Origin of the sequence: Neisseria sp. P0022.S009, assembly GCF_051956675.1 — a bacterium.
In the GTDB taxonomy this organism is placed as follows: domain Bacteria; phylum Pseudomonadota; class Gammaproteobacteria; order Burkholderiales; family Neisseriaceae; genus Neisseria.
This window is the reverse complement of the sequence record NZ_JBQCXE010000001.1, coordinates 265,693-286,472: the sequence shown is the minus strand read 5'-3', so window position 1 is coordinate 286,472 and position 20,780 is coordinate 265,693. Positions and strand designations below refer to the sequence as shown.

Here is a 20,780-nt window from a genome sequence, read left to right as displayed (position 1 = left end):
CATGCAAACATAATCTGACCTTATCGTAAAAAAATTTAACACTGTTGGCAAGTCAGTATTGCATTAAAATTGCAAGGAAAATCTTCATGCACTACGACTAAAATCTTCATACACTTCTTTATATACAAGCCAAACGCAACACCCAAGCCCCGTTTTTCCCTCCCCTTCCCACTGACAACCGCCCTCGCCGAAAACCGCCTTTCCCTTATTCCGTAAGGAAAAGCGGCAACCCAACGCATTCAAATCCCCCGTCATCAAAATATTTCAGACGGCCTGTTTTCCTTCCGTCCAATCCGGGCCGTCTGAAAATTTCACTGTTGCATGTTGTAATCAAGAAACCGTCCCAAAATTCCGTTTAATATAAACAAAAACAATCCGCCTTTTCCCGTTTCCTTCATTACCATGATTTAAAACGAACATAAAACACCAAAAAATGGAATTAATAAAAATAAAATTTCAAAAAATATTAAATAACATTAAATTTAAACCTGCATTTCTACTCTAATCATCTACAATCAAAAATAATCGAACCTAAATTTTTCAATAAAACATTAATTACACAACACTACATTTTTGCTATAATTGCCGCCATTCAATCCACAACCCAAACCCAAAAGAAGAGGAAAAGCCATGGGTATCAAAGTTGCCATCAACGGTTACGGCCGCATCGGCCGCCAAGTAGTGCGCGCTATTTTTGACTACAAACTGCAAGACCAACTCGATATCGTTGCCATCAACGCCAGCGGCAGCATCGAGACCAATGCTCACCTGACCAAATTTGACACTGTTCACGGCCGCTTCAACTCTGAAGTTTCCCACGATGAGAAACACCTCATCATCGACGGTAAAAAAATCCCTTACTTCTCTACCCGCAACCCAGCCGAATTGCCATGGGGCGAATTGGGCGTTGACCTGGTCATGGAATGTACCGGCGCGTTCACCAGCAAAGAGAAAGCCAAAATCCACTTGGAAAGCGGCGCGAAAAAAGTACTGATTTCCGCTCCCGGCGGCGATGACGTTGACGCAACCATCGTTTACGGCGTAAACGACGACGTGATTACCGGCGACATGACCGTTATCTCCAACGCGTCTTGTACCACCAACTGCCTGGCACCCGTAGCCAAAGTATTGAACGAAAACATCGGCATCGTAAACGGCGTGATGACCACCATCCACGCACTGACCAACGACCAAACCGTCACCGACGTACGCCACAAAGACCTGCGCCGTGCGCGTAGCGGCGTGGAAAACATGATTCCGACCAAAACCGGCGCGGCAAAAGCCGTCGGCTTGGTATTACCTGCCCTGAAAGGCAAACTCGACGGCCTCGCCATCCGCGTACCGACCGTCAACGTTTCCCTGGTTGACCTGAGCTTCCAAGCAAGCCGCGACACTTCTGTCGAAGAAATCAACGCACTGATGAAAGCCGCTTCCGAAGAAGGCCGTCTGAAAGGCGTTTTGGGTTACAACACCCTGCCGCTGGTTTCTATGGACTTCAACCACACCACCCAAGCCAGCACATTCGACTCTACGCTGACCAAAGTAACCGAAGGCAAAATGGTTAAAGTGTTCGCATGGTACGACAACGAGTGGGGCTTCAGCTGCCAAATGCTGAACACCGCGCGCCGTATGTTCGGTTTGGAAGTACGTCCGTTCTAATCGGCTTCCAACGCAAAGGCCGTCTGAAACATCTTTTCAGACGGCCTTTTGTATTTCCTTTAAAATATCGCATTCCCATTTATTTTCAGACGGCCTCTTCATGTTTCCCAACGAATCCGCCCCCAACCTCCTGCAAGGCTTAAACCCCGAACAACTCTCCGCCGTAACCTGGCCGCCGCAATCCGCTCTCGTTTTGGCAGGCGCGGGCAGCGGCAAAACGCGCGTGCTGACCACGCGCATCGCATGGCTTTTGCAAAGCGGGCAAGCCAGCGTACACAGCATTATGGCGGTAACGTTTACCAACAAGGCCGCCAAAGAAATGCAAACCCGTCTCGGCGCGATGATTCCCGTCAACGTCCGCGCCATGTGGCTCGGCACGTTCCACGGTCTCTGCCACCGCTTTTTGCGCCTGCACCACCGCGATGCCGGCCTGCCCTCTTCCTTCCAAATCCTCGACAGCGGCGACCAGCTTTCCCTGATCAAACGCCTGCTCAAAAACCTCAACATCGCTGAAGAAATCATCGCACCGCGTTCGCTGCAAGGCTTTATCAACGCGCAAAAAGAATCCGGTTTGCGCGCTTCCGTGTTGAGCGCGCCCGATCCGCACACGCGCCGCATGATTGAGTGCTACGCCGAATACGACAAAATCTGCCAACGCGAAGGCGTGGTCGATTTTGCCGAACTCATGCTGCGCAGCTACGAAATGCTGCAAAACAACGAAATCCTGCGCCAACACTATCAAAACCGCTTCAATCACATTCTCGTTGACGAGTTCCAAGATACCAACAAACTGCAATACGCCTGGCTGAAACTCATGGCGGGCGGCAACGCGGCAGTGTTTGCCGTCGGCGACGACGACCAAAGCATCTACCGTTTCCGCGGCGCAAACGTCGGCAACATGACCGCGCTGATGGAAGAGTTCCACATCGACGCGCCCGTCAAACTCGAACAAAACTACCGCTCTGTCGGCAACATCCTCGCCGCCGCCAACGCCGTTATCGAAAACAACGACGAACGCCTCGGCAAAAACCTGCGCACCGACGCCGAAGCAGGCGACAAAATCCGCTACTATTCCGCCTTTACCGACCTCGAAGAAGCCCAATTCATCGTTGACGAAACCAAAGCCCTCGAACGCGAAGGCTGGGATTTGGACGAAATCGCCGTCCTCTACCGCAGCAACGCCCAATCGCGCGTTATCGAACAAAGCCTGTTCCGCAGCGGCATTCCCTACAAAATCTACGGCGGCCTGCGCTTTTACGAACGCCAAGAAATCAAACACGCGCTCGCCTACCTGCGCCTCGCCGTCAATCCCGACGATGACAACGCCCTCTTGCGCGTGATTAACTTCCCACCGCGCGGCATCGGCGCACGCACCATCGAAAACCTTCAGACGGCCTCAAACGAACAAGGCATCACCCTTTGGCAGGCAGCCTGCAATGCCGGCGCAAAAGCCACCAAAATCGCCGCCTTCGTCCACCTGATTGAAGCCCTGCGCAACCAAGTCGGACAAATGCCCCTGTCCGAAATCATCGTCGGCATACTCAAAGACAGCGGCCTGACCGAACACTACCGAACCCAAAAAGGCGACAACCAAGACCGCCTCGACAACCTCGACGAACTCGTCAACGCCGCCATCGAGTTCAAACCCGAAGACAGCAACTTTGAAACCCTGCCTGAAAACATTTCAGACGACCCCGCCTTCCCCATCCTCGCCTTCCTCAGCAACGCCGCCCTCGAATCCGGCGAAAACCAAGCAGGTGCAGGCGAAAAAGCCGTCCAACTGATGACCGTCCACGCCTCCAAAGGCTTGGAATTTAACGCCGTTTTCCTCACCGGCATGGAAGAAGGCCGCTTCCCCAGCGAAATGAGCCTTGCCGAACGCGGCGGCCTCGAAGAAGAACGCCGCCTCATGTATGTCGCCATCACCCGCGCCCGAAAACGCCTCTACATCACCATGGCGCAACAACGCATGCTGCACGGACAAACCCAATTCGGCATCGTCTCCCGCTTCGTCGAAGAAATCCCGCCCGAAGTATTGCACTACCTATCCGTCAAAAAACCCGCCTACGACAGCTACGGCAGCCCGCGCCAAACCGCCGCGCCCAAAGACAAAATCATCAACGACTACAAACAGCCGCAAACCTACGCAGGCTTCCGCATCGGACAAAACGTCCGCCACGCCAAATTCGGCACCGGCGTCATCATCGATGCCGTGGACAAAGGCGAATCCGCCCGACTGACCATCAACTTCGGCAAACAGGGCGTAAAAGAGCTGGACACCAAGTTTGCGAAATTGGAAGAGATGTAAAAGGGAGATGACAGAGGTCGTCTGAAAAACGAGGGCAACAAGCTTTGCCCCAAATTCCGCCGTCATTCCCGCTCAGACGGGAATGACAGACAGTAAAAGTCGGGTATAAATATCCACCCACCTGTTATAACTGAAATCAATAAGGAAAAACATTATGCCCCAAGTTTTTAAAGATTTTGATTTGTCCTCCGTTTGGGAATCTAATAGTTGGGCGGATAAGGACTACAAAGAAGCCTCATTTACCCCTGAGATTTTGGCTGCTGTAGAAAGTGAGCTAGGCTATAAATTGCCACAAAGTTTTATTGCATTGATGGCAGTACAAAACGGCGGGATATTTATCAAAAACTGCTTTCCGACTACTCAGAGAAATTCGTGGGCGGAAGATCATGTGCAAATTTGCGAGGTATCAGGAATCGGTTTTGAAAAAGAAGGGAGTCTGTGCGGCGCGATGGGGCAAAAACTTTGGCTGGAAGAATGGGAATATCCGCCTATCGGCGTGTATTTTGCTAACGACCCATCTGCAGGACATGCCATGTTTGCCTTGGACTATCGAGAGTATGGAAAAGACGGAGAGCCGAAAGTGGTGCTTGTCGAACAAGAATGGGATTTTGAAATAGTCGAACTTGCCCCCGATTTTGAAACCTTTATCCGCAGCTTGCGGCATGAAGATGAGTTTTTAGATAACTAATAAAAAGTAGGCCGTCTGAAAATTTTTCAGACGGCCTTTTAACATCTACCTACTAAGCCGAAAAAGCCTTATATGCCATTGAAACGATAATCAGCAAAACCGTTACAACCAAAACCTTACGAATAACTTCTCCGTTTGAATTAATAGCATGGAGGCTGCCAAAATGGTTGCCCAACAAATTTGCCAAAATCATCGGGATTCCGATTAGGAACGCCATTTTCCCTGCTATCAAGAAGGCAACAAATGCCCCGATGTTAGAAGCAAAATTGAAAATCTTGGAAGTAGCCGAAGCCTGCAACAACGACAATTTGTTAATGACAAACAAAGCAATGATGAAAATACTACCTGTACCCGGGCCAAAAAAACCGTCATAAAAACCAACAATCAGACAAGTTAAAAATACGGCGATAACGGATTTTTTTATCTCGCCACGCTCGTCTTCTTTTTTCAGCAAAACACCTTTAAACAAAGTTGCCAGCAAGCCTATGGGCAAAAACGCAAGAATAATGTAATTGATGGTTTCCACCGGAAGAATCAAAATGACTTTTGCACCGACAAATGCCCCAATTAAAGCCGCAACAATGCCAACCGGCACAATATGCCATACGATCGAACTGCTCTTCATAAAATTTTTAATCGCAGCCACCGTACCGATGGTACTCACCAATTTTTCCTGTGCCAACGCGACCTGAGGCGGTAAACCTACCATCAAAAATGCGGGAATCAAAATCAGCCCTGCTCCGCCCGCAATAGCATCGACATAGCCCGCAATCAAAGACGCGGCAACCAGCAGGAAAAGGCCGAGATAAAAATAATCGGCAATAATACTGCCAGGAATAAATAATTGTTCCATGGATTGTTTCCTCTTGATTAAATTTTTTGTTATTAAAAGTTATTAACTGCTCAATACATCGCCCTTCTTCGTCAAAACATATTGATAAACTTCTTCTACCGTAGCTTCGTCATAGCTTTTGCCAAAGCGTTTTTTGTAGCCCAGTTCGTATAGTTTCACATGATGCCCTTCCGGGATTTCAACGCCCACATTTTCCAAACACGATTTGGCGCAATGCAGATGACAGCCGTCAATAACCAACATCGGCCGTCCGGACTGAGCTTTGCGTACCAACGGCGCAACTTTGCCGCCCACGCCGGAAATGCACGACATTTCAAATTCTCCGGCATGGTCGAGCGCTACGGCAGTGTTGTTGGCCAGCTGCGCCACATCGGAACATCCGGAACAAGAATAAATTAAGGGAAGCTCATTGCGGTTAGGCATTTTCTATTTCCTTCGGTAGCGGTTTTTATCTTTATGTGTCCGCCCATGGTCAGTCTGTCGGGCGCATTATGCGTGGTATGCGGATATTCGGGTTGCACCCGTTTTCTTTTTTCAGACGGCCTACGGCGTATCCATTTATATATTAAAAGGCATCATAACTCAATACGATTAGACATTCTAGAACAAAGCAGATGCTACCTTCTAAAAAATAAAGGCCGTCTGAAAACAGATAACGCTGCTTTTTTCAGACGGCCTTTTGTCTAAAATACCCATTATTTATTAATAAGATTAATAATTCATCTAGCAATTAATCCATCAGAGATTAACGAAAATTTTATATCCATATTGGATTATTTGTTCTGAATCACACAAATAAAAGATATGCTTATCTGATAGACGTTCTCTGCTAGGATGCGGGCAAGCCTTCAACGGTGAGATTTTTATTTATTCTTACAACGGAGATTCTCTAATAAAAATGAAACTATTGTTTTCAGCTTTAGCCTTGTCCGCGTTTATGATGGATGCTCAGGCACACGTAACTATTCGCAATTACGCCAACGGTGTGGACAGTATTGCAGGAAAATCAGACCATTTCCGCCTGAATGTGCCTACCAATCGCGGAAAAGCGGTGACTAAAGTGAAAATGGTTGTTGCTGAAGGCGTTAAATTGTTGTTTGTCCATCCTATGCCGGGTTGGACTTATACGACCGAGAAAAATGCTGAGGGCAATATCGCCAGCATTACTTACAAAGGCCGCATGGAAGCGAGCGAATTTACTGCGTTCCCTTTTATTGCGCTCAATCCTAAAGGCGATGTTTCCGTTAAATACAAAGCATACATCACCTACGAAGATGGTGTTGTGGTGCCTTTCGACGGTTCGGAAGAAGCAAAAGGTTATCAGCCTACAATTCACCTGAAATAATTGGTTAGGGATGTTTGCCCTAATGCCCATAGGTCCAATCAAGACATAAAAAGCCCTTAAACGTTGATTAAGCCATTGATAAATTAGGTTTAATTATCGTTTAAGGGCTGTAGCTTCACTGTCAGTTATCGATTAGGTAAACTGCGGCAATGAGTACATACAACTTCCCACTGACCATTGCGGTAGCGGTCATATTGTCGAACACGTACTGGTTTTAAACTAGTACAGTTACAGTTGCAGGTCATATATTTAACCTTTCCTTGTTAAAGGCATGCCACATTTCCAAACTTTTACAACCGTTTTGGAGTGTAAAAAATTTGCGCTCTCAACTGTATAGTTAGATAATCATCAGATTGTCAATCAAGTGTATTATCTCTATACACGCTGGTTAGTGTAAAGTTGCACATTCAAACCACTAACTATATACGGCTTGGGATGTTAGCAGCATTCCAAGTCGTTTTTCTTTTTTAAAATTTCAAACTCAACTGCTCTGGGATATAATTAATCCCCATTTTTCTCAAAATACATTTTGCAAACTCATCAGCTTGCCATTCGGAATCTTCCTGCTTCGTAGGTAATGTATCACTGTGATGAAGCATCGCTTTATGACCTAATAGTAGGTGTCCTAACTCATGAAAGAAAATAAAAATAGCCTCATCTTCGCCAAGGCAAATACGCGAATAGAGGCTATTGGGCAGTAGAATAGTGCCGTTATTACACATAGCATTGGTAATATCCAGCCACTCATCATCCGCCACAATATCAATTACAATGCCGTACTCTTCCAGCATCTCCATAAACGTATCCATTTTTTTACGGGTACGCTTATCCACTCCCAAAAACTTGGCAGCTTCATTTGCAAAAAAATCAATTGTATCTTCACTTAATATTTCCACGCGCACACCACGCATTAAATAATTAATTGGTTGCATCATTATTTTCTTTCAATGATTATCTCTGATGAATACTTCTTAACAATTCAGCAAATCGCTCCAATTGTTCTTTGCTAAAATCCGAACTGGCAAAACCAGCTACCAACATTTGCTGTTGTAAACTTAAGCCACTTAACGATACATTTTCATTAGAAACCATCGCTTTTTGCTTCAAATCATGAACTGGATAGCCTAAACTTTGGAAAAAATCTTCAATTTTTTCTACAAAATCCATTGGTACTTTACTGCGACCAGTTTCAATAGCACTTAAGAAAGCGGGAGAAGTACCTAATGTATCAGCCATTGTTTTTAACGTCTGTTTAGTTTGACGACGAGCCGCCCGAACGGTCTCGCCAAATGTAGTCAGTCCCATTGTTCAAGCTCCTTTTCTTATATTTGCAGTACATATTGCATTTGACTCGGAACAATAATAGCAAATTACAAAGCATAATTCAAGCATTTTAGTTGAAAAGTTGAATTCTATTAAAATCAGTGTGATAAATACAACAAGAGACGTCCCCTAAATTCCTAATAAGACATTTAAGGATAATTTTGCAAAGGAAAAGACCGTCTGAAAACTAAATCAGTTTTCAGACGGCCTTTTTATTTGAGATTAATGATTAGGAGTTGTGTTCGCCATCATTCTCTTCTTTAGGCGGAACGGGGGCAAACCAGCCGACCAGAAGCAGCAACAGGCCGACGATGATGAAGGAGACGATGCGCGCGATACCGCCGCTGTTGGAAAGCTCGATCAGGAAGAGTTTGACGACTACGATGCCCATCAGCGTCGCTCCTGTCATCCAGTAGGAACGCTGTTTACGGCGGTTGCCGAGTACCATCAAGATGATGGCGGTTACTGCCCAAACGACGGAGAGGCTGGCTTGCAGGCCGAAGGATTGGAGCATGATGTCGAGACGCCAAGTGATGCCGTCGTAGAAATGCCATACGCGCATCACGCCTGCGCTGATCAGCATAAATGCCAAGGAGGCGACTGTAGTTGCCGTGGTACGGCGAAGGTCGGGCGGCAAGGCGTCGGGCAGGGATTTCAGGGCAAACCAAAGCATACCGGCACTGGCGAGTTCCAATGGGTTAAGCACGGGAATATACGGCAACGGCGCAGGTTGGAACGGCGTGGAGAAGTTGGTCCACAGCATCCAACAAGCGGCGGCAAGGGCGCACAACGGCAAGGCGAAATGCTGATAAATGGTTTGATGCCGTCTGAAAAATGCGCGTTGGCGCTGCGTATGGAAAACAATCCACATCGCCAAAGGCACGACCAGCCATGAAAGCTGAGTCCAAACGCCGGAGAGGAGGCCGCCAACATACAGCGCGGTCCAAAGCGTCCAAAGCACGCCGAGTATCATAATATTGAGTTTGTGCAACCAAATCAGATCAGGGCGCGGATAGTTGTTCAGAATGATGAAGTTCAACACGGTAGCGGCGGCAAGCGGCAAGGCTGCGGCGGCTGTCCATGCGTGTTCGGTATGGTAGAAGACAAAATGCAGGGCAAACACGGGCAGGAATGCCAAGTTTGCCTGCAGCAATTCTTCCCATTTCAAACGTTTGGCAAACAGCAGCAGGCCGGCAAATATCGGCCACATCCACAACTCAATAAACAGGGTTTCCTCGCCTGTCCATTGCATATAGAGGGCGTAGCTGCCTGTTGCCAACGCTGTAAGCAGGATGATCCAGCCTGAAACCTGCGCAAAGTAAACCTCGTTTCCTTCCGGCTTTTCACTTGCAACCGGCACACGCGGATATTGCAGCGCGTAGGCAGCCGCAAAAAGCAAAGGCGTAGCGGCAATAAGGTACAGATGGCTCAGGAAGCCTTGGGATTCATAAATGATGCTGGATTGCAGCAACAGGGCGAACAATACATTGCCCAAGGCAAATGTGATAAATACATTTGGCTCGTGTTTGCGTCGGCAGAATGCGCACGCCGCCGCCAAAGCGGAAAGAGCGACAATGCTGCCTTGGTCGGCCAAGAAAAGCAAAGGCAAAATAGAGATGTACAGCAAGGCGGCAGACAACACGGCCGTCTGAACGGATTTTTCCCATTGCGCCGAACCTTCGCGCCGCGAGAAATTCCACAATAAATAAATCGCCGCTCCGCCAAGCAACACCACAACCGTCGTAAACCACTGCCCTTCCAGAACGGTATCCGTGCCGAAGCCCTGATAATTGCCCAGCTGAATCAGTGCCGCCAAGAGATAAACCATCAGCGCACCCAAACGGATATGCGGACGCTGTTGGCGCAAACCGAAGAAATAAACCAGTGCGGATTCGGCACTCCACAAGATAACCGTATTGCTCGGTTCAAAATAAAGCGGAACGGCAATCGTGAGGAACAACACCGCCAACGCAAAAAACGCCTGACGCAAAATATATAAACCCTGCTGACGTTTCAGCAGCAGAGCGGCCAGTCCGTAAACAGCGGCAAAACCCAATGCGGAAAGCGCATCCGCAGACGGCCAATGCTCCACCATGCGATATTGCAGGCCGAACGCCGCCGCCATCGTGCCAAACAATAAAGTATGGTCGAGGACATGCACGCGCAGGCCGTGTGTATAAATACTCTTGCCGATTTCTTCCAAAGTCGCATTGTCGGCAATCGGCGTAACGCTGTCTTCGCTGTTTTCCGTCAGCTTACGGCGTGCGAACAGATACGCGATAAAGGTATAGAGCAGCCAGTGGTAAATCAGGAAAGGCTCAGTAGTAGCGAAATGTTGCGGCGTATAACTTCGCATGCCCCACAGCGCGGCAATGGCAAAAGTAGCGACAAAACCCGTCAGGTTCAGCGGACGCCATGCCTTAAACCAAGCAATCGCGGCCACACCGCCGTTGAGCAGGGCAAGATAAGAAAACAGCACCAAATAATTGCCGCTGCCGTCTGAAGTCAGCAAAGGCGCGGCCATACCGCCGATTAAAGCAACCTGCGCCATAATCTGCGCGTTCTGCCTTACCGCCAGCCACGCCATCAGCACCACCATCGCCACCATCAGCCCGAACACGACCGACACAGGCAGCAGCGGATGCAGTTTCAACGCCGCCAACGCCGTCAAATACATCACTGCCACGCCGAAACCCTGCAACACCAAGCCATATTCACGCTTACGGCTTTGCAGCTTCCAGCCACCGACCACCGCCGCCAAACCCGCGCCAGCCACAGTCAGATAACGCAGCTCCACCGGCACATGAACCCGCTCGGAGGCATAGCGCAAGAGGAACGCCAAGCCGAGGAACAGCACCACAATACCGGTTTTCAACAGCGGATTACCGCGCAAGAACCAAGCAACCATCGGATTGTCGGAAAACTTGTACTCTCCGCCTTCCACCTTATCTTTATGGATAACGAATTGACGCGATGGCGCATCTTTATTTTCAGACGGCATCGAAGCAATAACAACCTCTTCCTTAGGCAGCCCTGCTTGTTCAGCGACAACCGGAACAACCGCCTCGACAACTTCTTCCACAACAGGCTCAGACGAAGCAGCAGCCTTGGCAGAAACAGGATCAATAGGTATAGAAAAAGAAGGAGCAAACGCCTCTTCAATCTTCTGCTTAACAGGCGCAGCTTCCGCTTCAGGCTCAACCCGGACATGAAGCGGCTCAGAGGCCGTCTGAACATCGGCAACAGCCCGAGCCTCAAGCCCCTGCCCTATCTTCGCCTCATCACGGACAGCCTCATGCTCCAACACCGACAAACGCCGTTTCAGCAGCTCGATTTCCTGCTCCAGCTTCTGCATCTTGTCGCCTGCCGTAGCAGATTCAGCCAAACGCTCTTCTTGACGCTGTTTGGCAATCGACCAAGCAACCAGCCAAAACAACGACCCAATAATCACGCCCGTGGCCATCTCATCAAGAAAATAGCCGATCATAATAGGAATAAGCAGGCCAAAAAACTGCATGAAACACCTGTTTGATAACAATAAGAATATGCCGATTGTAACACCAGCAACATTATTCATGAAAAAAAGAGACAAAAGGCCGAGAATAAAAGCATACGGCAAATAGAATATAAAGAATCGGCATAGAAAAAGGAAAAAGGCCGTCTGAAAATATTTAGGGATTTTCAGACGGCCTTGGATTGATTAATCCTTCTTAATCGGCGGATTCGCATTAATCGGCAACGATGAGCGGGACACTTTAACATTTGGATAATGCTTGCGCATTAAGTGCTGAAACACTTCAGCCTTGCGATGATTTCCACTCTTTTCGTAATTCGTCCCCAAAATTACCTCGTCCACCATATCACGTACATCGGCATAAGGCAGATAGATAGATTGCGTAGTATTGCAATATTCGATTTTATCCGAACCGATTTGTTCGATTTTCAGCAGACGGAACTCTTCTTCATCGCGGAAAGCAAAATCTTTAAACAGATAGCGGATATATTCCAAAGCTTTTCTGTCTTCATCACTGATATTATTAGATTTTTTAATTAGCTCTATCAGTGCTTCTTCAAGTTTCTTGATACGAAATTGATGCCAACTTGGATTTTTTCCTACAGGCTTTAATCGGATACCAAAACTTTGATTATTCTTATTCAACAACCATTTCCCACATTTCTCCTCAGCAATATATTCATCTTGATAAGCGATATAAGCTACCTGATAAAGCGGTAGGTTTTCATCTTTCGAACCCGCTACATCTGCCTCTATTGGTTCTTTGAAACCTTCATTCTGTTTATTTGTAAAACTTTTGAACGAAGCAGAAACATCAGGCTCTTTCAACCAATCCCCGCTTTTATTAAATACCAAGCAGCAGCCCGATGCTTCCACGCCATTTTCTTTACCATATAGACGAAACTGGTTCAAATCGTTTACGCGGCTGGAAAAGCAGGTAAAGAAAGCATTATGGACAGGACAATCAGCCTTGTTTTCCAATTCCAAATCTTGCAGATTCAGCAGCTCCAACAGTCCTTCCCCTTCAGTCGGGTCGTTCATATAAGTGGAGCTACCGATTCTCATTGGACTAACCTTACTCCTGTCAACAGGAGTTTTATCATTAGTTTGATCGCTGACAATACCGAATAATCTTTCGCATACTGAAGGCGAAGTGTAATGGGCAAGAGGAATTGACCCTAATTCCATAGGTGGGATATTTAAAACTGCCAGAATGGTAGTGATGTCGTCTATTACAGTTTTTTCTTTTTGAGTTCCTTCTTGAGTTCCAAATAAATCTCCCTGTATTTTCTGTTTTTTCCAGTCAAAATATCTTTCCCATTTTTGTTGAATTTTGGCTTGTGCGAAATAACAACGGCCTAACCGAGATTGTGCACTATTTCGTGCTTGAAGACTGTTTTGCTCATCTTCCATATCCTCAGAAAGAGACAATTGCTCTTTATAGCAATCAACAGCTGTTTCAAATAATCGATCCGCCAACTCTACTTCCGACCTTATAGCCTGTTCTAAATAACAGCGGCCTAACCAAGATTGAGCATAGACTTGTTCTTGAAGACTGTTTTGCTTGTTTTCCAACTGTTTAGCAAATTCCAACGATCGTTCGAAATGCTTAACTGCCTTTCTACATAACTGTTCCGATTTCTTGTTTTTGGCTTTTATCGCCTGCTCTAAATAGCAGCGACCAAGCCAATGTCGGGCATTGATTTGTCTTTGAAGGCTGTTGTCATTGTCTTCCAACTGGTTGGCAAGACTCAATCGCTGCTGCAGGTGTTTAACTGCCTCTCTAAATAACCGCTCCGATTCCTTGCCTTTTGCTTTTTTCGCATACTCTAAATAGCAGCGACCTAACCAAGCTTGGGCATAAATTTGTCTTTGAAGGCTGTTCTGGTTGGCAAGACTCAATTGCTGTTGGAAATGTTCAACTGCCTGTCCAAATAACTGTTCCGACTCCTTGCCCTTGGCTTTCATCGCTTGCTCTAAATAGCAGCGACCAAGCCAATACTGAATATCGTTTTGCTCTTGAATTTGGCTATTTTTATCTTCGATTCCATCTAAAGCCTGATTCAGCTTCTCAATCGCTTCGTCAAATTTTTTGTTCTCGAATAACTCTACGCCTTCATTAATTAAATCTTGAACATTCATTACTTTATCCCTTTCTCCAAACAATCTCTTAAACTCCATACCATCTCAATGCGCCTCTTCCCAATTCATACCCATGCCCACTTCTGCCACCAGCGGCACGTTCAACATCCCTTCGTCCACTTTCGCCATAATCCGCGGCAGTTTTTCTTTGACTAAATCCAGTTCGGCTTCGGGTACTTCCAACACCAATTCGTCATGCACCTGCATAATCAGCTTGCTCTTCAGGTCATCTGAAGCCAGCCAGCGGGATACGTCTATCATGGCGCGTTTGATGAGGTCGGAGGCGGTGCCTTGCATGGGGGCGTTGATGGCGGCGCGTTCGGCTCCGGCGCGGGCATTGGCGTTTTTGTTGTGGATGTCGGGCAGGTAGAGGCGACGGCCGAACAGGGTTTCGACAAAGCCTTGTGCGGCGGCTTGTTCTTTGGTGCGCTGCATGTATTCGGCGACGCCGGGATAGCGGGCGAAGTAGCGGTCGATAAAGTTTTTAGCGGAGATGTTGTCGATGCCCAATGATTTGGCGAGGCCGTATTGGCCCATGCCGTAAATCAGGCCGAAGTTGATGGTTTTGGCGTAGCGGCGTTGTTCGGACGAGACGTTTTCGGGGGCGGGGCCGAATACTTCGGCGGCGGTGCGGCGGTGTACGTCTTCGCCGTTTTGGAACGCGGTAATCAGGGTTTTGTCGCCGGAGAGGTGCGCCATGATGCGCAGCTCGATTTGGGAATAGTCGGCGGAAACGATGACGCTGCCTTGCGGTGCGGTGAAGGCGCGGCGCACGCGGCGGCCTTCTGCGGTGCGGATGGGGATGTTTTGCAGGTTGGGGTTGTTGCTGGCGAGGCGGCCGGTGATGGCGACGGCTTGGGCGTAGGTGGTATGCACGCGGCCGTCTTTGGGGGAAATCATTTCGGGCAGTTTGTCGGTGTAGGTGGATTTGAGTTTTGCCAGGCTGCGGTTTTGCAGGATGATTTTGGGCAGGGGGTAGTCGGGCGCGAGCTGTTCGAGCACGGCTTCGTTGGTGGAAATGCCGCCTTTGGCGGTTTTTTTCAGGCCTTTGGTGGGAATGCCCATTTTGTCGAACAGGATTTCTTGCAGCTGTTTGGGCGAATTGAGGTTGAACGGCTGCCCTGCGGCGGCATAGGCTTCTTGTTCGAGCTTCATCAGCTCGGCGCCGAGTTCCGCGCTTTGGCGGGTGAGCTCGGCGCGGTCGATTTGTACGCCGTTGCGTTCCATTTCAAACAATACCTGCGCGACGGGCAGCTCCATTTTTTCATACATTTCAAGCTGTTTGGCGTCCATTTGCGCGCGCAGGTGCGCTTCGAGGCGCAGGGCGAAATCGGCGTCTTGGGCGGCGTATTCGGTTGCTTGCCCGATGGCGACATCGGCAAAACCGATTTGTTTCGCGCCTTTGCCGCACAGCGATTCGTAGGTAATGGTTTCCAAGCCGAGCCAGCGTTCGGACAATTCGTCCAAACCGTGTCCGAGATGGCTCTCAATGATGTAGGAAGCGAGCATGGAATCGCCGGCAATGCCGTTCAAGGCGATGTCGTAGTTGGCGAAAACGTGTTGGTCGTATTTGAGGTTTTGCCCGATTTTTTTCAGGGCGGGGTTTTCCAAATGCGGTTTCAGACGGCCTAATACGTCTTGCAAATCAAGCTGTTCTGGCGCGGCAGTCAGGCTGTGTCCTACGGGGATGTAAACCGCTTTGCCTGCTTGGAACGCGATGCTGATACCGACCAGCGTGGCGTTCATCGCGTCTAGGGAAGTGGTTTCCGTATCAATGCCGATTTTTTCCGCCTGCGCCAGTCTGTCCAACAAAGCGGCAAACTGCGCTTCGGTGGTAATAGCTTGATAATCCAGCTTTTCAGGGGCTGGGGCGAGTTCGGGTTGTTTTTCAGGCTGTGTTTCCATCGCCAATGCGGCTTGTTCGCCGATATGCTCGCTGCCAAACAAATCAGTGCTTTGCGCTTCGTGCATACGGCTTTCCGCCTCTTTCAGCCAAGTACGGAAGCCCCAGCGTTTGAAATCGACAACCAGCTGCGCCCATTTAGGTGTAGTACGGCGCAGGCTTTCGAGGCCGTCTGAAAGCTCGGTGTGCAAGTCCACATCGGTTTTAATCGTTACCAAATCATACGACAGCGGCAATTGGGGCAGCGCGGCTTGCAGGTTTTCGCCTACCTTGCCCTTGATTTCCTCAGCGTGTTCCATCACACCGGCCAGTGAGCCGTAGGCTTCCAGCCATTTCACCGCTGTTTTCGGGCCGCACTTCTCCACGCCCGGCACGTTGTCCACCTTGTCGCCCATCAGCGCTAGATAATCGCGGATTTGGTCGGGGCGCACGCCGAATTTTTCTTTCACACCTTCAATGTCCAGCGTTTCGCCGCTCATCGTGTTCACCAGCGTCACGCGCTCGTTCACCAACTGCGCCATGTCCTTATCGCCGGTGGACACCACCACGTTCCAACCCGCTTCGCCAGCCATCGCCGCCAGCGTGCCGATAACGTCGTCCGCTTCCACTTGCGGAATCACCAATACCGGCCAGCCCATCAGGCGCACCAAATCCGGCAAGGCTTCCGCCTGCGGGCGCAAATCGTCCGGCATCGGCGGGCGCGTCGCCTTATAGTCGGGGAACATCTCGTGGCGGAAATTCTTGCCCTTCGCATCAAACACCACCGCGCAATAGTCGTGCACATAATCCGCCCGCAACCGGCGCAACATGTTCAACACGCCATAAAGCGCACCCGTCGGCGCACCATCTGGCGCAGATAAATTCTGACCCATAGCATGATAGGCGCGGTAAAGATAAGAAGAGCCGTCAACGAGAAGGAGAGTGGGTTTGTTGGACATGGAGGACCTGCTGTGTGTATGAAAATAATGTACGGATTATAAAGGAAAAGGCCGTCTGAAAACCGAAAATCAAGTTTCAGACGGCCTGATGTTTACATAAATATACGGTTTCAGGTATTGCGCCGCAGAATCCCATCTTGTATATTTGTATTCAAATGAATACAAACTAAAACAAACGAATATGAATGCAACGAACCGTATCCCAATCAGCGTGCGCATTACTCAGGAAGATGCTGATTTTATTGCTGAACTCAAAATCGAAGGTGCGAATACGCCGTCTGAAAAAATCCGCGAACTGCTCAAACTGGCGCGCTTGGCGCATACGCAGACACGCGATTACAGCTCCGCACTGACGGCGCAGGAGCAATTTTTCCAAGCGGCAAAACACGAAATCTTGCATGCTGAAAAACAGGCCGGAGTGCATTCGCATATCGTGGCGAGGTTGTTTGAACAGCTTCCCGACTTAGGCGCAACACTCGCCGCCGACCTGCCCGAAGAAGCCGACCTCGACGATTTGAAAAAATACGAACGCGAACTGATGTGGCGCATCGTCCGCCTGACCGACAGCATCTTGCAACTCGCCGTAACCGGCAAAGGCGCGGCATACGACGACAGCGTGCTGCAACAGCTTGAAAACACTTTAAAACTGGCAAAGATTGTGCAGCAGGCAAATGAAGTTTAAGGCCGTCTGAACAACGCCCCTTCCCCCATTTCTAAATACCAATGCTCAACATCGAAGACTGAAGCGACAAGATGGAAAAATGGATAGCAGAAGCATACGAATTATTTGCACCTTACAGCGTGCGCTTCCCGCTGAATATCTGCACTTGCAATAGCTGCTCTCCCGAAGATTTCCAACAGGCGTTGTTGGAATATCCGTTACGCGAGATTCCTGTCGATATGTTGCAGGCGTATTTGGGCAGCGTACCTTTAGACGACGCAGCCGCAACAGCTTTAGACATGAAACATTTTCTGCCGCGTATTTTGCAGGCTTTGGTCAACGACGAAGATGTCCGATCGCTTGATGAAATGTTGCTCGATAAGTTGTGTTGCCATTTTCCCGAATGCTGGACAAAAGAAGAAATCGATTGGCTAAAACGTTTCGCCGCCGCTTGGTTTGACTCGCAACTGACTGCACCCCGCTACGAAGGCTGCTTGGTCGTTTGGCTGAATATGTTTCAATTTGCTGGATTGGATGTTGTCGACGAACTGCTGGCAGTGTGGACGGAGCAGGCGGATAAAACGGCAGCTTTACGCGAATTTGTCGACTTGTATTTAAAGATTCCGTATGGAAGCGACGAGCCGGATTGGTACAAAGTCTGCTATCTGCCCGAGCATTGTCCGAATAGAACGCAATTCGCCGCCCGACTGTCGGCTTGGTTTACCCACCCGGATACCCGCGCCACATTCAGACGAGCTTTAGAACAAGCCCTGCTGGAAGGCAAAGAAGACGAAAACGAAACATTGTTATGGGAGCAATGTTACGACTGGTTGGCACAATCGGATGCTGGCTAAACACAATATTTCTCATGATTTCATAAAGAAAGGAAAATCCAAATGAGCGAAACCCTATCCCGCCGAGTAGGCCGTCTGGTAAGCGGCGGTTTTCATGCCCTGATTGATGCGGCGGAGAACCTTGCGCCTGAAGCAGTAATGAACGAAAGCATCCGCGAAATCGAGAGAGCGGTAGACGAAGTACGCGCCGAGTTGGGCAAAGTGTTGGCGCAGAAACACCTTGCCGCCAAGAAAATGGCGGACGAGAGCAACCGTCACGAAGCCATCGATGCCAATCTGCAAGCCGCCGTAGCTGCCGGTCGTGATGATCTTGCCGAAGCGGGCATCGCCGAACAAATGGACATCGAAGCGCGTCTGCCTGTTTTGGAAAACACCATTGCCGACTGCGCCGCGCAGGAAAAAGAGCTCGAAGGCTTTATCGCCGCCTTGCAGGCGAAAAAACGCGAGATGCAGCAGCAGTTGCAAGGCTGGCGTGCCGCACAACAGAACGCGGGTGCAGGCAAAGCAGCAGGCGGCAGCGACCTCAACCGCATCGCCCGTGATGCCGAAAAAAGCGGCAATGCCTTCGACCGTGTGATGGGTCGCCAAAACTCGGTACACAGCAGCACCGATGCGGCGCAGTTGGCCAAGCTGAAAGAACTGGAAGACTTAAGCCGCAACAACCGCATTGCCGAACGATTGGCGGCGTTGAAGGCGAAATCATAAGCCATATTGAGGAAATTGCGGTTTCAGACGGTCCCTATCCTCACAGGGCCGTCTGAAAAAAGAAAACCATACACGCTTCAATAACAAAAAGATGCCGGATTGGGAAAAATCCTGTCAGTTATAACAAATTAATAAAAATATCCATATCCAATCGGCTTAACTTTAAAATAAAATATATGCCGTCTGAAAATTAAAAAGAATAAGGAAATGCAATATGTGGAATTTAATCAACGCCCCCGAAACTGAAATCTTCGGCATTGCCATTGCGCTGATGGTTTTGCTCGGTGTGTTTGAAGTCATTTCCATGCTGGCAGGCGGTATCAGCGATTGGTTGGACAACCTGTTGCCCGACAGTCTGACCGAAACTGCGCACGCCGAGGTCGGATTGGATGTGGCGGACGCAGGCATATTCGTGCGTTTCCTGAGCTGGCTGTATGTCGGACGTATCCCGGTATTGATGTTGATGGTGGTGTTTCTTGCCGTATACGGACTGACGGGTTATCTGTTTCAGACGGCCTTTGCCACTGTATTCGGCAGTTATCTGAATGGCACGCTGGCAGCAGTCATCGTTTGGTTTCTTTCCTTGCCCTTGGTGCGCGTGACGGCTGGCGGTTTGTACAAAATTATGCCGAAAGATGAAACCACTGCCGTTTTGCAGGAAAGTTTAATCGGCCGCGTCGGCACAGTGGTGTTGGGCGAAGCTCGGGTAGGCAATGCGGCGCAGGTGCGCGTGAAAGATGCTTACGGCCAACAGCATTATGTGATGGTAGAGCCTGACTCTGATGATGTATTGAAACAAGGCGATGCGGTATTGCTGGTGTCGTTGGACGGAAATACATTTAAAGCGATTTTGAATCCGAGCGGAAGCTTGGTGGATTGAGGCCGTCTGAAACTGCAAATTTTGTGGCACCGCCAAAAATACGAATATCGACTGCCATCATTCTAGCTAAGGTAGGAATTCAGTTCTTGGAATTTCAGTAAGATTTATAAATACCTGTAATTTTTAAAGTTCTAGATTTTCACCTACACAGGAATGACTATGATACATTTGTATTCTTTATTATCAATAATGAAGTTTTTTGATAATTTATTTGTAAAGAGGAGCAATAAGAAATGTCTGAATGGTTAAAGGATTGGCCAAACATACTTAGTTTGATCGTATCCATCATCAGTATGTTTGGCTTTCCTAACTTAATACGCAGGTTTGGTGGGTTAGAAAGACTTTCTAAAAGTCAAATTGAATATAGACAGGCAAAAGAATTAATTCATCTTATTACGCAAGCAGAATGCCAAGGTAGAAAGCCTCATGCTTATTTAATAGAAAAAGGATACGGGGCAATTTCTGGTACAAATAAATTAGATTCTGAGGAGATTATTTATTGCTTAGGGATGAAGTCTCCTAATCGAGCTTTAAGGTATTACACTTTGGGATTGAAATACTTGGAATATTCTGCAATAGTTGGAAAAGTATATTTTAAAGAGAAATTCAATGATAGAAAGAGAAGGTTAAAAATTTATATATTGAATTATATTAGATATTTTATTTTTGCAATAATAGCAGCAGTAATTTTATGGGTGCCTACCCAAGTTGATTTTAAAAACTCTTATTATTCTTTCATGTTTTTAGCAATTATATCATTACCTTTTATAGGTTTATCATTTGTTTATTTGTCTGAAGCATCGGATTTGAATTTTGCAGAAAAATTCATGAAACTTCAAGCCGAAACGTTTAAAGAATCAGAGTTTGAAACTTTAATAGCAAATGAACCTGAAACAAAAGAACCTGAACGAGAAAACTAAGAATTTTAACCCTTTCAGACGGCCTCTTTCCCTCAAAGCCTTCTGAATCCACCGCCCTCAAAGGCATATTAACAAGAAGAAAGGAAA

General features: G+C 48.1%; 16 protein-coding genes. 9 read left to right on the top strand and 7 right to left on the bottom strand.

The annotated features are described in order from the left end of the window. Positions 1-630 precede the first annotated feature (630 nt). From gap to ACTHUG_RS01355, 3 genes are all read left to right on the top strand, one after another. A complete protein-coding gene (gene gap, locus ACTHUG_RS01365) occupies positions 631-1,659 on the top strand; it encodes a type I glyceraldehyde-3-phosphate dehydrogenase (protein ID WP_440385981.1) in 1,029 nt (342 codons plus the stop codon). 100 nt (positions 1,660-1,759) lie between these two features. Further along, the gene (gene uvrD / locus ACTHUG_RS01360) at positions 1,760-3,967 is read left to right on the top strand and encodes a DNA helicase II (protein ID WP_440385980.1); all 2,208 of its coding nucleotides are present in this window, start codon (positions 1,760-1,762) and stop codon (positions 3,965-3,967) included. 154 nt (positions 3,968-4,121) lie between these two features. Continuing rightward, positions 4,122-4,655, top strand: a complete 534-nt coding sequence (locus ACTHUG_RS01355; RefSeq protein WP_440385979.1) for an SMI1/KNR4 family protein — start codon at positions 4,122-4,124, stop codon at positions 4,653-4,655. A 52-nt stretch (positions 4,656-4,707) separates the two neighbouring features. Here the strand turns inward: ACTHUG_RS01355 and ACTHUG_RS01350 are convergent, their stop codons facing one another. Beyond that, the gene (locus ACTHUG_RS01350; protein WP_003748132.1) at positions 4,708-5,508 is read right to left on the bottom strand and encodes a sulfite exporter TauE/SafE family protein; all 801 of its coding nucleotides are present in this window, start codon (positions 5,506-5,508) and stop codon (positions 4,708-4,710) included. Positions 5,509-5,550: 42 nt separating this feature from the next. Continuing rightward, a complete protein-coding gene (locus tag ACTHUG_RS01345) occupies positions 5,551-5,931 on the bottom strand; it encodes a putative zinc-binding protein (protein ID WP_003748129.1) in 381 nt (126 codons plus the stop codon). A 475-nt stretch (positions 5,932-6,406) separates the two neighbouring features. On the opposite strand from ACTHUG_RS01345, the gene ACTHUG_RS01340 reads away from it, so the two are divergent. Beyond that, entirely contained in the window at positions 6,407-6,853 is a 447-nt protein-coding gene (locus tag ACTHUG_RS01340) for a DUF1775 domain-containing protein (RefSeq protein ID WP_440385978.1), read from the top strand. A 467-nt stretch (positions 6,854-7,320) separates the two neighbouring features. Here the strand turns inward: ACTHUG_RS01340 and ACTHUG_RS01335 are convergent, their stop codons facing one another. From ACTHUG_RS01335 to polA, 5 genes are all read right to left on the bottom strand, one after another. Further along, complete coding sequence (locus tag ACTHUG_RS01335; protein ID WP_239651999.1) at positions 7,321-7,788, bottom strand: ImmA/IrrE family metallo-endopeptidase; 468 nt, start codon at positions 7,786-7,788, stop codon at positions 7,321-7,323. Between the two features lie 16 nt (positions 7,789-7,804). Then, complete coding sequence (locus ACTHUG_RS01330; protein WP_204788040.1) at positions 7,805-8,158, bottom strand: helix-turn-helix domain-containing protein; 354 nt, start codon at positions 8,156-8,158, stop codon at positions 7,805-7,807. Between the two features lie 247 nt (positions 8,159-8,405). Further along, positions 8,406-11,693 (bottom strand): DUF2339 domain-containing protein, encoded by a 3,288-nt coding sequence (locus tag ACTHUG_RS01325; protein ID WP_440385977.1) that lies wholly within the window; start codon positions 11,691-11,693, stop codon positions 8,406-8,408. Positions 11,694-11,876: 183 nt separating this feature from the next. Beyond that, the gene (locus tag ACTHUG_RS01320; RefSeq protein ID WP_440385976.1) at positions 11,877-13,832 is read right to left on the bottom strand and encodes a tetratricopeptide repeat protein; all 1,956 of its coding nucleotides are present in this window, start codon (positions 13,830-13,832) and stop codon (positions 11,877-11,879) included. Between the two features lie 45 nt (positions 13,833-13,877). Continuing rightward, positions 13,878-16,673, bottom strand: a complete 2,796-nt coding sequence (gene polA, locus ACTHUG_RS01315) for a DNA polymerase I (protein ID WP_440385975.1) — start codon at positions 16,671-16,673, stop codon at positions 13,878-13,880. A gap of 181 nt (positions 16,674-16,854) precedes the next feature. Between polA and ACTHUG_RS01310 the strand changes: the two genes are divergently transcribed. The 5 genes from ACTHUG_RS01310 to ACTHUG_RS01290 all read left to right on the top strand — a co-directional run bounded on the left by ACTHUG_RS01310 (position 16,855) and on the right by ACTHUG_RS01290 (position 20,693). Continuing rightward, positions 16,855-17,355: a hypothetical protein gene (locus ACTHUG_RS01310; RefSeq protein ID WP_004518995.1), complete on the top strand. Its 501-nt coding sequence runs from the start codon at positions 16,855-16,857 to the stop codon at positions 17,353-17,355. A gap of 71 nt (positions 17,356-17,426) precedes the next feature. After that, the gene (locus ACTHUG_RS01305) at positions 17,427-18,188 is read left to right on the top strand and encodes a hypothetical protein (RefSeq protein ID WP_440385974.1); all 762 of its coding nucleotides are present in this window, start codon (positions 17,427-17,429) and stop codon (positions 18,186-18,188) included. 42 nt (positions 18,189-18,230) lie between these two features. Continuing rightward, the gene (locus ACTHUG_RS01300) at positions 18,231-18,893 is read left to right on the top strand and encodes a PspA/IM30 family protein (RefSeq protein ID WP_440385973.1); all 663 of its coding nucleotides are present in this window, start codon (positions 18,231-18,233) and stop codon (positions 18,891-18,893) included. Between the two features lie 214 nt (positions 18,894-19,107). Next, entirely contained in the window at positions 19,108-19,773 is a 666-nt protein-coding gene (locus ACTHUG_RS01295; RefSeq protein ID WP_440385972.1) for a YqiJ family protein, read from the top strand. Between the two features lie 233 nt (positions 19,774-20,006). After that, entirely contained in the window at positions 20,007-20,693 is a 687-nt protein-coding gene (locus tag ACTHUG_RS01290) for a hypothetical protein (RefSeq protein ID WP_440385971.1), read from the top strand. Positions 20,694-20,780 lie beyond the last annotated feature (87 nt).